The organism is Micromonospora sp. CA-244673, from assembly GCF_050948395.1.
In the GTDB taxonomy this organism is placed as follows: domain Bacteria; phylum Actinomycetota; class Actinomycetes; order Mycobacteriales; family Micromonosporaceae; genus Micromonospora.
In genome coordinates this window covers 1,992,487-2,008,089 of the sequence record NZ_CP192019.1, presented here as the reverse complement: position 1 = coordinate 2,008,089, position 15,603 = coordinate 1,992,487, and the positions used below count along the sequence as shown (strand labels likewise).

Here is a 15,603-nt window from a genome sequence, read left to right as displayed (position 1 = left end):
GCTCGCCACGATCTGCGCCCGCCTCAAGTCGACATAGGAGTGGCACAGCCGCATAGAGAGGTCACGGTCGGGTGCATCCGACCAAAATGCTCCGACGGGACACGCACGGCCCGGAGTCGGATTGTCAACAGTGGCGCCCGCGAGCCGCGACCGGGCCGGCGGCACCGCCGTCCGGGCCCGCCCGGAGAGGGCAAATCCGCTGCTGGAGGGTGGCGTCGCGCCGTCGCGGGGACGGGGTCGGCGGGCCGCCGCAGTCGCAAAGGTTACCGCCGCCGGAAAAATAGACGAACGTGCGATGCCGTCGGCCGAACGCATCGACGGCCGCCCGATCCGGGGATCCCGCCAAAGATCACTGCTGTCGATGATAGGGACAGGAAATTCCTATCGAGGGATCTGCACCTGTCTTATGAAAACACTGATCACAAGGGTCGACGCCGGCAATTTTCCGCCCGACACGGCCCCTGCTCCGGCCTCCGCCGCGCAACACCAGATGTGGCAGCTGAGCCGCCTCGACCCAGGGACGACCACCTACCTGGTGCCGCTGGCGTACCGGCTGCACGGTCCGCTGGACGTGCCGGCCCTGTCGGCCACACTCGACGATCTGGTCGCCCGGCACGCCGCCCTGCGCACCACCCTCGTCCCGGCCGCGGACGGTGCGCCCGGCGACGACGACGCGGCGCGACGCCTGGCGCAGGTGATCCACGAGCCGCGCCCCGGCCTCCTGCGGGTGCACGACCTCAGCGGGCTGCCCACCTGGCAACGCGACCAGGAGCTGCAGGCCCGGATGCACGCCGAGGCGCACGCCCCGATGGACCTGGAACGCGGCCTTGTGGTGCGCGCCCTCCTGCTGCGCTGCGCGCCGGAGGAGCACGTCCTCCTGCTGACGTTCCACCACGTCGCGGTCGACGAGTGGTCGCTCGGCATCCTCCACGACGAGTGGGAACGGCTCTACGCCGCGCACCGCGCGGGGCGGCCACCGCACCTCGACCCGGTCGACACCGACTACCGCGACCACGCGGCCCGGCAACGGGACTGGCTGGACGGCCCGGAGGCGGCCGCCCAGCTCGGCCACTGGCGCGAGCGGCTCGCGGGCGCGCCGGCCGTGCTGGAGCTGCCCACCCGTGGGCCGCGCCCCGTCGTGCCGTCCAGCGCGGGGGCCACCCTGTCGGTGCCGCTGGACGTCCCCGCCGAGGCGCTCACGGCGCTCTGCCGGCGGATGCGGGTCTCCCCGTACATGGTCCTGCTGGCCGCGTCGCACGTGCTGCTGGCCCGCTGGACGGGGCAGCGCGACATCGTCGTGGGCACGCCGGTGGCCAACCGGCGGCGGCCCGAGACGCAGCGGCTCGTCGGGCTGCTGCTGAACACCGTGGCCGTCCGGGCCCGGCTGGACGACGACCCGTCGTTCGAGACGCTGCTCGGGCGGGTGCGGACCGCCGCCCTGGAGGGCCTGAGCCGGGAGGAGCTGCCCTTTCCGACGGTGCTGGAGGCGCTGCGTCCGCCCCGCCGGCCCGGTTTCACCCCGCTGTTCCAGGTGATGTTCGTCTACGGCCGGGAGGCGGCGCCCCCGCGCCTGGACGACCTCGAGGTCACCACGGTCGAGGTGCCCGTCGACACCGCCAAGTTCGACCTCACCGTCTCGGTCCGGGAGAACGCCGACGGCCTGCGCACGGCGCTGGAGTACCGCACCGAACTGTTCGACGGCGACGCGATGACCCGCCTCGCCGGGCACTTCCAGACGCTGCTGCGGTCGCTCCTGGCCGACCCGGCCGCGCCGGTCGGCGCGGCCACGATGCTCACCCCGGACGAGCACCGGCAGCTCGTCGGCGAGTGGAACCGCACGGCCACCCCCGCCGAGCCGGACGACCTGGTCCACCTGCTGATCGAGCGGCAGGCGCGGGAGACGCCGGCCGCCGTGGCGGTGACCGACGGCGACGCCGCGCTGAGCTACCAGGAGCTGCACGCCCGGGCCGAGGCGCTGGCGGACACGCTGCGCGGGCGGGGCGTCGGCATCGGCAGCCTGGTGGGGGTGCTCCTGCCCCGCGCGGTCCCGTTCGCGGTGGCGGTCCTCGCCGTGCTGCGGACCGGCGCGGCCTACGTACCCATGGATCCGGCCAACCCGCCGGCCCGGCTGCGGCACCTGATCGCGGACGCCGCCGCCCCGGTCGTGCTCACCTGCGCGGAGCTGGCGCACCTGGTGCCCGACGGCGCGGCGCTGCTGGTGCCGGGCCCGGACGCGCCGGTCCCGGCCGCCGAGCCGGCCCGGGGTGGCGGCCCGCGCCGGCGGGCCCGCCGCCCCCGGCAGCCGTCGGCGGACGACCTGGCGTACGTGATCCACACCTCCGGCTCCACCGGCCGGCCCAAGGGCGTCATGGTCACCCACCGCGGCGTGTGCAACTACGTGCGCTGGGCGGCGCAGGCCTACCGGCTGCGGCCCGGCGACGTCGTCCCGCTGCACTCGTCGATCGGGTTCGACCTGACCGTGACGAGCCTGCTGGTCCCGCTGGTCAGCGGCGCCACCGTGCGCATGATCGGCGAGCACCTCGGCCCCGAGGCGCTGGGTGAGGCGCTGCGCGAGCAGCGGACGCCGTTCGGGCTCGTCAAGATCACCCCGGCGCAGCTCGACCTGGTCCGCCACCAGCTCGGCCCCGCCGAGCTGGCCGGCCGTACCCGGTGCTTCGTGATCGGCGGCGAGAACCTGCGCGCCGACCAGGTGGCGCCCTGGCGGGCCCACGCGCCCGGCACCGCGCTGGTCAACGAGTACGGGCCGACGGAGACCGTGGTCGGCTGCGCCGCGTACGAGGTCGACCCGAGCTCGCCGGACGACGGCTCCGTCCCCGTCGGCCGACCGATCGCCAACACCCGGTTGTACGTGCTCGACGCGTGGCGCAACCCGGTCCCGGCGGGCGTGGTCGGCGAGCTGTACGTCGGCGGGGCCGGCGTGGCGCGCGGCTACCTGAACCAGCCGGGGTTGACGGCCGAGCGGTTCGTCCCGGACCCGTTCTCGGCCGTCCCCGGCGCGCGGCTCTACCGCACCGGCGACCTCGTCCGACTGCGCCCCGACGGGCACCTCGAATACCTCGGCCGCACCGACCGCCAGGTCAAGCTGCGCGGCTACCGGGTGGAGTGCGGCGAGGTCGAGGCCGCCGTCCGCCGCTGCCGGCCGGAGCTCGACGTGACGGTGCAGCTGCGCCGGGACGACCCCGACGACCCGCGGCTCGTCGCGTACCTCGCGGGCGCGGCGGAGACCGACGTCGCGGACCTCCGGGCGGCGCTCGCCGCCGACCTGCCGTCCTACCTGGTGCCCGCCGCGTTCGTGCGGCTCGACGCGCTGCCGCTGACCGGCAACGGCAAGGTGGACACCGCCGCGCTGCCCACGCCCGGCCGCGCGGCGGACGTGCCCCGGCCACGGTCCGCACCCGAGGCCGCCGCCCCCGAACCGCCGGCGCCCGCGCCCGGCCCGGTCCGGTGGGACGCGACCCGGGTACGCCTGGAGCGGCTCGTCGTCGACGTGTGGCGCGACGTGCTCGGCGTCGACGCGGTCGGCGTGCGGGACAACTTCTTCGACCTCGGCGGCCACTCGATGCGGTTGCTGGCGGTCCTCGGACGGCTGCGCGACTCGCTCGGCGATGTCGTGACCGTCACCGACCTGTTCCGGCACCCCACGGTCGACGCCCTGGCCACGTTCCTCACCACCGCCACCACCGGGGCGACCGCGCCGGCCGTCGCGCCGGCCCCGATCGCCCGGCCCCGCGCCGGCGGGGCCGGGGACACCGGGCAGCCGACCGGCCTGATCGCCGTCGTCGGCATGGCCTGCCGCTTCCCCGGCGCCCGGACCCTCGACGAGTACTGGCACAACATCCGCGCCGGGGTGGAGTCGGTCCGGGAGTTCAGCGTCGAGGAGATGCTCGCCGACGGGGCGGACCCCGACCGGCTGGCCGACCCGGCGTACGTCCGGGCCGGGACCTGGCTGCCGGGCATCGACGAGTTCGACGCCGCGTTCTTCGGGATCACGCCCCGGGAGGCGCAGACCCTGGACCCGCAGCACCGGCTGCTGCTGGAGTGCGCCTGGCACGCGCTGGAGCACGCCGGCCACGACCCGTCCGGTCACCCCGGCCGGATCGGCCTCTTCGCCGGATCGGGCCGCAGCAGCTACCTGCTCGACCACCTGAGCGGCCACCCGGAGCTGGCCGGCACCATCGGCGAGCACCAGCTCTCCATCAGCAACGACAAGGACTTCCTGCTCAGCCGGGTCGCCTACAAGCTCGACCTCACCGGCCCCGCGGTCACCGTCGCCACGGCCTGCTCGACCTCGCTGGTGGCCGTGCACCTCGGCCGGCAGAGCCTGCTGACCGGCGAGTCCGACCTGGTCCTGGCCGGCGGCGTCAGCATCTTCCCGGCGCAGCGCCGGGGCTACCTCTACCACGACGGCGGGATCTACTCGCCCGACGGGCACTGCCGCCCGTTCAGCGCGGACGCGCGCGGCAGCATCGAGTCCAGCGGGGTCGGGATCGTCGCGCTGAAGCGGCTGGAGGACGCGGTCGCCGACGGCGACACCGTCTACGCGGTCATCCGCGGTTCCGCCGTCAACAACGACGGGGCACGCCGCACCGGCTACACGGCGCCGGGCGTCGCGGGTCAGGTCGAGGTGGTCAGCAACGCGCTGGCCACGGCCGGTGTGGACCCCCGCTCGGTGAGCTACGTGGAGGCGCACGGGACGGGCACCAGCCTCGGCGACCCCATCGAGGTGGCCGCGCTGACCGAGGCGTTCCGCCGTGGCACCGACGACCGCGGCTTCTGCGCCCTCGGCTCGGTCAAGGCCAACATCGGGCACACCGACGCCGCGGCCGGGGTGGCCGGTCTCATCAAGACGGTCATGGCCCTGTGGAGCCGTACGCTGCCGCCGGCGATCAACGTGCGCGAGCCCAACCCGGCGATCGACTTCGCGGGCAGCCCGTTCTACCTCGACGACAGCGCCCGCCCGTGGACCGTCGACGGACCGCGCCGGGCCGGGGTCAGCTCGTTCGGCATGGGCGGCACCAACGCCCACGTGGTGCTGGAGGAGCCGCCGGCCACACCGGCCCCGCGGACGGCCGCACCGGCCGCGGGGCCGCACCTGCTGGTCGTGTCGGCCCGTACGCCGCAATCGCTGGAGCGGCAGGCGCGCCAGCTCCGCGACTGGCTCGACGGGCGGCCCGAGGTGGACCTCGCCGACGTCGCGGCCAACCTGGGCCGGCGCCAGTCCATGCCCCACCGGCGGTTCCTCGTCGCGGCGGACCGGGCCGACGCGCTGGCCGCCCTCGACGCGCCGCAGCGCCAGTTCGGCGGCGTCCACCCCGGCGGCCGGCGACCGCTGGTGTTCGCCTTCCCGGGGCACGGCGCCCAGCACGTGGCGATGGGCGCGGGCCTCCACCGCGCCGAGCCGACCTACCGGGCCGTGGTGGACGAGTGCGCCGAGCTGATCCGCGACGACCTGGGGCTGGACCTGCGTACGCTGCTCTGCCCGGCGCCGGACGGTCACGCGGAGGCCGAGCGGCTGCTCGCCCGGCCCCGGCTGGTCCAGCCCGCGCTCTTCGTCAGCGAGTACGCGCTCGCCCGGTCGCTGCTCGCCCGGGGCGTGACGCCGGATCTCATGGTGGGACACAGCCTCGGCGAGTACGTCGCCGCCTGCCTGGCCGGCGTCTTCTCCCTGCCCGACGCCCTGCGTCTGGTCTGCGCCCGCGGCGCGCTGGTCGAGCGGACACCGGCCGGGGCGATGCTCGCCGTGAGCCTGCCCGAGGCGGCCGTGGCCGCGCTGCTGGACGACCGGGTGTCGCTGGCCGCCGTCAACGCACCGGAGCTGTGCGTGCTCTCCGGCGACTCCGAGGCGATCGGGGCGTTGCGCGAGCGGCTGACCGGCGACGGGGTCGACTGCCGGCCACTGCGGGTCGCCCGCGGCTACCACTCCGCCCTGCTCGACCCGGTGCTCGACGAGTTCGCCGAGCACGCCGGCCGGGTCACCTACCGCGAGCCCGAGCGTCCCTACCTGAGCAACCTGACCGGCGGTCCGGTCACGCCCGGGCAGGTCACCGACCCGGCGTACTGGGTGCGGCACATGCGCGAGCCGGTGCGCTTCGCCGAGTCGGCCGCGCTCCTCGCCGAGCAGGACGTGGTCCTCGCCGAGCTGGGCCCCGGGCACGCCCTCGGCGGCCTGGCCCGGCTGGCCGGCCTGCGACCGGGCCAGGCCGTGGCGGCGATGCGGCATCCGCGCTCCGACGCCGACGACCTCGCCACGCTGCTCGACGCCGTCGGCCGGCTGTGGCTGGCCGGCGCACCGGTCGACTGGGCCCGGTTCCACGGCGGCGGGCGTCGCCGGCTGGCCCTGCCGGGCTACCCGTTCGACCGGCAGCGGTACTGGGTGGACGCCGTGCCACGGGCCGGCGCGGCGGCCCTCCCCGCGCCCACCGCACCGGAGGCGCCGGCCGCGCCCGAGCCCGCCGACACCGGGAACCGGCCGGCCCTGAGCACCGCCTACGTCGCCCCGAGCACCCCGGCGCAGGAACGCGTGGCGGAGATCTGGGCCGAGCTGCTCGGCATCCGGCCGATCGGGGCGCACGACAACTTCTTCGAGCTGGGCGGGCACTCGCTGCTCGCCACCCAGGTCGTGGTGCGCCTGCGCGCCCGGCTCGGCGTCGCGCTGCCGCTGGAGACGGTCTTCGCGCAGCCGACCGTCGCCGGGCTCGCGGCGGCGCTGCCGGCCACCGTCGACGCACCGGCCGCGCCCGCCGTGGTCGAGCCGGCCCCCGCCGCGCCGGCCGAGCCGACCATCCCCCGTGCCGACCCCGACGCCGGCCCGGCGCCGCTCTCCTCCGGGCAGCACCGGCTCTGGTTCCTCGACCAGGCGTACGCGCAGAACGCGTACACGGTCAGCACGGCGCTGCTGCTGGACGGCGACCTCGACGTCGACGCGCTGCGCCGGGCGCTGGCCGACCTGGTCCGGCGGCACGAGTCGCTGCGTACCGTCTTCCCGCTCGGCCCCGACGGCGACCCGGTCCAGGAGGTGCGACCGGCCGGGCCGGTCGACCTGCCGGTGGTGACCGCGCCGGACGACGCGGACGACGCCGCGCCGCGCAGCATCGTGGAGTCGGCGATCGCCGACGCGGTGCCCGGGTGGGTGCACGCGGCCCTCGCCGCCGACGTCCGGCGCCCGTTCGACCTGGCCGGCGGGCCGCTGTTCCGGGCCGTGCTGCTCCGGATCGCCGCCGACCGGCACGTGCTCTCGCTGACCATGCACCACAACGTCTCCGACGGGTGGTCGCTCGGCCTCATCGCCGGCGAACTCGCCACCGGATACGACGCCGCCCGCGAGGGCCGCCCCGCGCCGCTGCCCGACCTGGCCGTCCAGTACGGCGACTACGCGCGCTGGCAGCGCGGCCGGCTGGCCGACCCGGACAGCGACGACCTGCGCTGGTGGCGCCGGCAGCTCGACGGGGTGACGAGCGTGCTGGAGGTGCCCACCGACCGGCCCCGCCCGCCTGTGCAGACCTTCGACGGCGCGGTCAGCACCCGGGTCCTGCCGCCGGAGACCGCCGACGAGCTGCGCCGGTTCAGCCAGGCCCGGGGCGCCACCCTGGCCATGACGGTGCTGGCCGCGCTGAAGGCCCTGCTCTGGCGCTACACCGGCCAGCGCGACATCTGCGTCGGCACGCCGGTCGCCGGGCGGGTCCGCGCCGAACTCGAACCGATGGTCGGCTTCTTCGTCAACATGCTGCCGCTGCGCACCGTGCTCGACGGCGAGTGGACCTTCGCGGAGCTGCTCGGCGAGGTGCGGCGCACGGCGCTGGGCGCGTACGACCACCAGGAGGTGCCGTTCGAGCGGCTCGTGGACCTCGTCGACGCGCCCCGCGACCTCAGCCGGAACCCGCTGTTCCAGGTGATGTTCAACCTGCTCAACGTGCCCGAGCAGCGGGACCTGGGCAGGGCCGGCCTCCGGATGGTCCCGTTCGCCGTCGAGCCGGGCATCGCCCAGCAGGACCTGGCGCTGTACGCGTACGAGGTGGACGAGGGGCTGCGGTTCCGGCTGGAGTACAACACCGCGCTGTTCGACGCCGCGACCGCCGAGCGGATCATGGGGCACCTGGAGACGCTGCTCGCCGCGGCCGTCGCCGACCCCGACGTCCGGCTGGCGGACCTGGCCGTGCTCACCCCCGCCGAGCGGGAGCGGGAAGCCACGTGGAACGACACCGCCACCGAGCCGGGCTGGGCCGTGCCGGGCCGGCCGACCCTGGTCGAGCTGATCGGCCACCAGGTCGCCACGGGGCCCGACCGGCCCGCCGTCACCTTCGGGGCGACGACACTCTCCTACGCCGAGCTGAACGCCCGGGCCAACCGGCTCGCGCACCGGCTCCGCCGGGCCGGCGTCGGCCCGGACGTCACGGTGGCCGTCTGCCTGCACCGCTCGGCCGAGCTGCCGGTCACCCTGCTCGGCGTGCTCAAGGCCGGCGGCGCGTACGTCCCGGTGGACCCCGACTACCCGGCCGAGCGGCAGCGCTACGTGCTGGCGCACAGCGACGCGCGGGTGCTGGTCACCGAGGCGGGCCTGGCCGACCGGTTCGCCGGCTTCGCGGGCGAGGTGGTGTGCGGCGGCGCGGCGCTGGACGCCGAGCCGGACACCGACCCCGCGCCGTCGGCCGGGCCGGACGACCTCGCGTACGTCATCTACACGTCCGGCTCGACGGGCCGCCCCAAGGGAGTCCGGGTGAGCCACGGCGCCATCGTGAACACCCTGGCCACCATGCGCGAACGGCCGGGCCTGGCGGCCGACGGCACGATGCTGGCGATGGCGAGTTTCGCCTTCGACATGTCGGTGCCGGAGCTGTTCCTGCCCCTGGTGGTCGGCGCCCGGATGCTGCTGGTGGGCCGCGACGTGGCCTACGACGCGACCCGGCTGGCCGGCCTGCTGCGCACCGAGCGGGTCACCCTGGCCCAGGGCACCCCGGCGACCTGGCGGCTGCTCGTCGAGTCCGGCTGGACGGGCACACCCGGCCTGACCGCCGTGTGCGGCGGCGAGGCGGTGTCCGCGCCGCTGGCCCGGCAACTGGCCGAGCGGGTGGACGCGCTGTGGAACCTCTACGGCCCGACCGAGGCCGCCGTCTGGTGCGCCATGGACCGGATCGAGCCGGGCTTCACCCACCTCACCGTCGGCCGTCCGATCGGCAACATGCGGGTCCACGTGCTCGACGCGCGGCTCTCCCCCACCCCGGTGGGCGTGCTCGGTGAGCTGTACCTGGGCGGCGCGGGGCTGGCCCGCGACTACCACGGCGACCCGGCGCTGACCGCGCAGCGGTTCGTGCCGGACCCGGACGGCGGCGGCCGGCTCTACCGCACCGGCGACCTCGGCCGGCGGCTCGCCGACGGCCGCATCGAGTTCGTCGGCCGCAGCGACTCGCAGGTCAAGGTACGCGGGTTCCGCATCGAACTGGGCGAGATCGAGGCGGTGCTGCGCCGCCACGAGTCGGTCCGCGACACCGCCGTCGTGGTCCGCGAGGACGGCGCCGAGAAGTCGATCGTGGCCTACCTGACGCTGGCCGGGCCCGGCGGCGACGCCGACCCGGAGCCGGCGGAGGTCACCGCGGACTTCGACGTCGACCCGGCGCCGTGGCGGGCGTTCGCCCGCACCTGGCTGCCGGACTACATGGTGCCGTCGGCGTTCGTGGTGCTCGACCTGATGCCGCTCAACGCCAACCGCAAGGTCGACCGGTCGGCCCTGCCCGCACCTCGCCGCGGCGGCGCCACCACCGGCGCCACCCCGCCGGACACCCCGCTCCGGAAGGCGCTGGCGCAGCGGTGGGCGGCGGTGCTCGGGTACGACAGCGTCGGCATCGACGACGACTTCTTCGACCTCGGCGGCGACTCCTTCAAGGCGATCAAGGCCCTGGCCGGCAGCGACCCGGCGATCAGCGTCCTGGACCTGTTCCGCCACCCGACGATCCGGGGCCTGACCGAGCACCTGGCGGCGACCGGAGGTTCGGTCGGGCGCCTGCTGCACGAGCTGACCCCGGCGCGGCCGGGCACACCGACGACGCTGACGCTCGTCTGCGTACCGTTCGGCGGCGGCAGCGCGATCACCTTCCAGCCGCTCGCCGACGCGCTCCCGCCGGGCGTCTCGCTGTACGCCCTGGAACGCCCCGGCCACGACGTGAACCGCCCGGACGAACCCCTGCTCGACCTGGACGAGCTGGTCGACGGCTGCGTCGCCGAGGTGGTCGGGAACATCACCGGCCCGGTGGCCGTGTACGGGCACTGCGTGGGGGGCGCCGAGGCGGTCGAGCTGGCCCGCCGGCTGGAGGCGGCCGGCGTCGAGGTGACCGGCGTCGTCATCGGCGCCCACTTCCCCGCCCCGCGGCTGCCCGGCCGGCTGTTCGGCTGGCTGCGGCGGTGGTTCCCGGTGGAGCGCTGGACGTCGAAGCGGCGCACCTTGGAGTCGTTGCGCGCCATGGGCTTCTTCACCGAGGTCTTCGACTCCAACGAGAAGGACTTCGTGATGCGCGTGGTCCTGGCCGACTCGGCGAGGGGCGAGGACTACTACACCGACGTCTACGCCGAGGGTCTGCCCCGGAAGCTGTCGGCGCCGCTGGTCAGCGTCGTGGGCAGCGGCGACCGCGCCACGGAGTTGTACCAGGAGCGGTACCTGGAGTGGGAGTTCTTCGCCGACCGGGTGTCGCTGGAGGTCATCGAGGGCGCCGGCCACTACTTCGCCAAGCACCAGCCCGCCGAGCTGGCGGACATCATCCTGGCGCACTGCGCCGGGCCCGCCCGCCCGGAGCCGGCGGCGGCGCCCGCTCCCGTGCCCACGCCACCGCGCGAGCAGCCGGCGGCCCCGCGCCGCGCCATGCCGAGCCTGGCCGTGTTCTACCTGATCGCGATCGGGCAGCTCGTCTCGCTCATCGGCAGCGGGCTGACCGGTTTCGGCATGAGCCTCTGGGTCTACCAGCGGACCGGGTCGGTGTCGCTGTTCGCCACGGCCACCGTGCTGGCGCTGCTGCCCGCCGTGGTCCTCTCCCCCGTGGCCGGCGCGCTCGCCGACCGGTGGGACCGAAGACGGATCATGATCATGGCGGACTGCCTGGCGGCGGTCGGCACGGTGAGCCTCGCGCTGCTGCTCTGGCGGGGTCAGCTCCAGCTCTGGCACGTGTTCACCGCGATCACGGTCACCGCGGTGGCCACCGCCTTCCAGCAACCCGCCTACCTGGCGGCCGTCACGCAGCTGGTGCCGAAGCGGTACTACGGGCGGGCCAACGGCATCGTCTCCCTCGGCACGGCCACCAGCACGGTGCTGGCGCCGCTGGTCGGCGGCGCGCTGGTGATCGCCGTCGGGCTGCGCGGGATCGTCGTCATCGACCTGCTCACGTTCGCCGTGGCGGTGCTCGTCACCCTGTCGGTCCGCTTCCCGGACACGCTGTTCGTCAAGCGGGAGGAGCCGTTCCGGCGGGAGGTCCTGGGCGGCTGGCGGTTCATCGTCCGCCGGCACGGCCTGGTCGCCCTGGTGGTGCTGGTCGCGTCGCTGAACTACTTCTTCGCCATGGTCGAGGTCCTGGTCACCCCGCTGACCCTGTCCTTCGGCGACCCGGCGGTCCTCGGCCGGGTGCTCGCCGCCAGCGGCGTGGGCATGGTGGTCGGCTCGGTGCTCATGGGCGTCTGGGGCGGCACGGCCCGGCGTACCACGGGCATCCTGGTCAGCGTCGTGCTGCTCGGCGTCTCGCTGCTCACCGTCGGCCTGCACCCCAGCCCGCTGTTCCCGGCGCTCGGCCTGTTCGGCATGGGCCTGGCCACGGCACTCGTGAACACCCACTGGCTGGCCATCGTGCAGGCCAAGGTCGGGCTCGAACTCCAGGGCCGGGTGCTGTCCATGGGCCAGATGCTGTCCTGGCTCATGGTGCCGGCCGGCTTCCTCAGCGCCGGCCCGCTCGCCGAGCACGTCTTCGCCCCGCTGGCCACCCCCGGCGGTCCGCTGGCCGGCGTCGTGGGCACCGGACCGGGGCGTGGCATGGCCCTCGCGGCGATCGTGGCCGGGCTGTGCGCGCTCGGCCTGGCCGCCGCGGGCATCGCGTACCGGCCGATCCGCGACGTGGAGGACGAGCTGCCCGACAACGACCCGGGCACGATCATCCTCGCCGACAAGGACCGGCTCCAGGAGGAGGCCGACCGGCGGCTGGCGCTGCTCCGCAGCGGGGGGTCCCCGCGGTGAGCGCCCCCACCCGACCCGCCGGCCCGACCCGCCGGAGCACCGGCCGGCGCGTGACCGGCGGCCCGACCACCGTGGACTGCCTGCACCGGATGGTCGCCGCGCAGGCCGCCCGCACCCCGGACGCCGAGGCGGTCCGGCACGGCGACCGCGCGCTGTCCTACCGGGAGCTGGACGAGGCGGCGAACCGGCTGGCCCGGGTGCTGCTGCGGCGCGGCGTGACCCGGGAGGACCGGGTGGGCGTCTGCCTGCCGCGCACACCCGAGCTGGTGGTCGCCCTGCTCGCCGTGCTCAAGGCCGGCGCCGCGTACGTGCCGCTGGACCCGGCGTACCCGCCGGCCCGGGTGGCGTTCATGACCGCCGACTCCGGCGTGCGGCTGGTGCTGACCAGCGCCGACCTCGCCGGCCGGTTCCCCGACACGGCGGTCCCGGTCGACCGGCTCGACCCGGTCGAGGACGCCACCGACCCGGCGGTCGCGGCCACGCCGGCGGACCTGGCGTACGTCATCTACACCTCCGGCTCGACCGGACGGCCCAAGGGGGTGGCCATCGAGCACCGCTCGGCGTCGGTGCTCATGAACTGGGTCCGGCAGACCTTCGACGACGCCGAACTGGGCGGTCTGCTCGCCGCCACCTCGGTCTGCTTCGACCTGTCGGTCTTCGAGATCTTCGGCCCGCTCTGCTGGGGCGGCCGGGTGCTGCTCGTCGACGACGTGCTGGCGCTCGCCGCCCCCGGCGCGGACCGGCTGCCGGTCACCCTGGTCAACACCGTGCCGTCGGCCATGGGCGAACTGCTCACGGCGTCGGCCCTGCCGGCGAGCGTACGCACCGTCTGCCTGGCCGGCGAGCCGCTGACCGCCGCGCTGGCCGCCCGGGTCTGGTCCCGCCCGCACGTCCGCCGGCTCTGCAACCTCTACGGCCCGTCGGAGGACACCACCTACTCCACCTGGGCGGAGGTGCCACCGGACAGCGGCGATCCGCCGATCGGCCGGCCGCTGCCGCAGACCCGCGCCTACGTGCTCGACCCGGCCGGCGAACCGGTCCCGCCCGGCGAGCCGGGAGAGCTGCACCTGGCCGGAGCGGGCCTGGCCCGGGGCTATCTCGACCGGCCGGAGGAGACCCGCGCCCGGTTCCGGCCCGACCCGTTCCGGCCCGGCGAGCGGATGTACCGCACCGGCGACCGGGTCCGGTTGCGGCCGGACGGGCAGCTCGCGTACCTGGGCCGGCTCGACGACCAGGTCAAGCTGCGCGGCTACCGGATCGAGCTGGGTGAGGTGGCGGCCCGCCTCGCCGCCCTGCAAGGCGTACGCGAGGCGACCGCCGCCGTGCGGCCCGGTCCGAGCGGGGACCCGCTGCTGGTGGGCTACCTGGTGGGTGAGCGGCGCGCCGCCGTCCGGGCCCGGCTGGCCGAGGCGCTGCCCGCCCCGCTGGTCCCCGCGGCCGTCGTCTGGCTGGACCGGCTGCCCACCCTGCCCAACGGCAAGGTGGACCGCGCCGCCCTGCCCGCGCCCACCCTGGGCGACGACACCGGCGCACCCGCCGCGCTCGACGGCACGGCCGGGACGGTGGCCGGGATCTGGCACGAGCTGCTCGGGGTGCCGGTCACCGGCGCCGACAGCGACTTCCTCGCCCTGGGCGGCGACTCGCTGCTCGCGGTCCGCTGCGCCACCCGGCTGGCCGCCGCCACCGGCCGGCCGGTCCGGCCGGGTGACCTCTTCGCCCACCCGACCGTGGCCGCGCTGGCCGCCCACCTCGACGGGCTGACCGCCGACCCGGCCGCCGACCACCTCGACGGCCTGGCCGCCGACCCGGCCCGCGACGCCTTCCACCTCGACGGGCTGGCCGCCGGCCCGGCTCCCGACGCCGAACCGACCGGCCCGGCGCCGGACCGCCCGCTTCCGCTCTCGGCCGCGCAGGCCCGGCTCTGGTTCCTGCACCGGCTCGACCCGGCCGACACCTCCTACCTGCTGGCCTTCGCGGTCCGGTTCGCCACGCCGCTGGACCCGGACCGGCTGGCCCGGGCGCTGCGCCGGGTGGTCGACCGGCACCCGGCGCTGCGCACGATCTTCCCGTCCGGCCCGGACGGGCCGGTGCAGCAGGTCCGCCCGCCCGCCGACGTGGTCCCGGTCATCGCGCCGCCCGAGCCAGCCACGCCCGAGCCAGCCACGCCGCCCGACGCGGGCACGCCGCCCGACGCGCGGCTGCGCCGGCTCGCCGCCGAGGCCACCCGGGCACCCATGGACCTGGCCGCCGGCCCGCTGTTCCGCGCCCACCTGGTGCCGGACGGCACCGGCCGGGCGCTGGCACTGCTGCTGGTCGTGCACCACATCGTCGGCGACGACTGGTCGTTCGGGGTGCTCGTGCGGGACCTGGCGCGGGCGTACGACACCGAGGGCGAACCCCTTCCGGCGCCCGAGCGGCCGGCAGTCGGCCCGGCGGCGTTCGCCCTGGCGCAGCGGGACTGGCTGGCCGGGCCGGCGGGCCGGCGGGCGGTCGCCGACGTGCTCGCGGAGCTGCGCGGGGCCCCCGACCTGCTCGACCTCCCCACCGCCCCACCCCGGCAAGGGTGGACCGCTCCGGCCGCCGCACCGACCCGGCCGAACCCACCGTCCACCGGCCGACCCGGCGCCGCGCCCCGGACCACCCTGGACGCGCAGGACGGAAGACCGCCCGGCGCCGCGCCACGGACCGCCCTGGACGCGCAGGACGGCCCGCCACCCGGCGCCGCCCTGCGGACCACCCTGGACGCGGCCACCGCCGACGCGGCCCGTGAGCTGGCCCGGGCCGGCCGGGCCAGCCTGCACATGGTCGGGCTGGCCGCGTTCGCCACCCTGCTGGGCGCCGCCACCGGCCGGCGCGACCTGCTCGTCGGCGTCGCCTTCGCGGGCCGGACCAGCGTCGCCGCCGAGCAGAGCGTCGGCTGCCACGTCAACACGCTGCCGCTGCGGCTGCGGCCGGCGCCCGACCGCGGCTTCGCCGACCTGCTCGCCGAGGCCCGCCGGGTCACCCTGTTCGCCGCCGCCCACCAGGACGTCCCCTTCGACCTGCTGGTGGAGCGGCTGCGGCCCAGCCGCCGGCCACGGCGCAACCCCCTCGTCCAGGTCGCCTTCGGGGTGCAGAACGCCCCGCCGGCCCGGCACCGCGGCGCGGCCGGCGTCGAGTTCACCGGCGTGGAACTCACCCCGGACACCGCCCGGCTCGACCTGACCCTCTGGCTCGACGAGCGGCGGGACGGGCTGGCGGCGCTCTGGACCTACCGCACCGACCTGTTCGACCACGACGGCGTGGTCGCGTGGCACCGCCGGTTCGGCGCGGTGCTGCGTACCGCCGCCGCCGACCCCCGGCGCAGTCTCGCCGACTGCGCCGACACCGCTGGAGAGTGA

2 protein-coding genes are annotated in these 15,603 nt (G+C 76.1%); both read left to right on the top strand.

Going from position 1 to position 15,603, the window contains the following annotated elements; all coding sequences use genetic code 11:
• Positions 1–490 precede the first annotated feature (490 nt).
• Complete coding sequence (locus ACQP12_RS09490; protein ID WP_433286715.1) at positions 491–12,223, top strand: amino acid adenylation domain-containing protein; 11,733 nt, start codon at positions 491–493, stop codon at positions 12,221–12,223.
• Positions 12,220–15,603: an amino acid adenylation domain-containing protein gene (locus tag ACQP12_RS09485; protein ID WP_433286713.1), complete on the top strand. Its 3,384-nt coding sequence runs from the start codon at positions 12,220–12,222 to the stop codon at positions 15,601–15,603. Before ACQP12_RS09490 ends, ACQP12_RS09485 begins: the two co-directional genes overlap by 4 nt.

Bases quoted from the DNA above. Each gene is read 5' to 3' on its own strand.
- ACQP12_RS09490 (WP_433286715.1), top strand. From the start codon at position 491: ATGTGGCAGCTGAGCCGCCTCGACCCAGGGACGACCACCTACCTGGTG.